Raw genomic sequence first — 522 nt, 5'->3', positions numbered from 1 at the left:
GTCTCGGCGGCCATCCGGACCGAACTCGCAGGCGAGACCGCTCGCCGGATCGCTGTGGCGCTCGCGGTGACCGGGCCGCTGCTCGGCCTGTGCTGGATCGCCAACGCCTGGGCCAACGCGCTGCCGCCATGGCAGCACCACCTCACCGGACCCTGGCTCGGCCTCCCGCTGCTCGGCCTGGCCTTCCTCATCGCCATGCCGTCATTGCTGGTCACACTGGCCGGCACCGGGCGGCTCAGCCGATGGATGAGCCTGCCGCCCGGTGCGTCTCTCACCACGGCCGCCACGGCTGCCATCGCCGCTGCCATCGCCGACGTCACCCTGCTGACCATGTTCACCACCCACGCGCTCACCGGCAGCGGCGACCTGCACTGGGTCCCGGTCGCACTCGCCGTCATGGCCAGCCTCGCCCGCATGACGTTCGCCGCCCGGGCGGCTCGTCACTGCCTGGGCTCAAGAGCCGCACTCACGTGAATCCGGACCGGTCACCACAGCCGCCTGAGCGATCCGCGAGCGGCAACG

Annotated in this window: 1 protein-coding gene; it reads left to right on the top strand. The window is 72.0% G+C overall.

Annotated features, from left to right (window positions below; translation table 11 throughout):
- Positions 1 to 474: hypothetical protein (locus HKK72_RS39560; RefSeq protein ID WP_187239471.1), on the top strand; the 474-nt coding region annotated here is incomplete at its 5' end.
- Between the last annotated feature and the right edge of the window lie 48 nt (positions 475 to 522).

It is taken from the genome of Actinomadura sp. HBU206391, assembly GCF_014323665.1.
Classification (GTDB): Bacteria; Actinomycetota; Actinomycetes; order Streptosporangiales; family Streptosporangiaceae; genus Actinomadura_C.
This window is presented reverse-complemented; position numbering and strand designations above follow the sequence as displayed.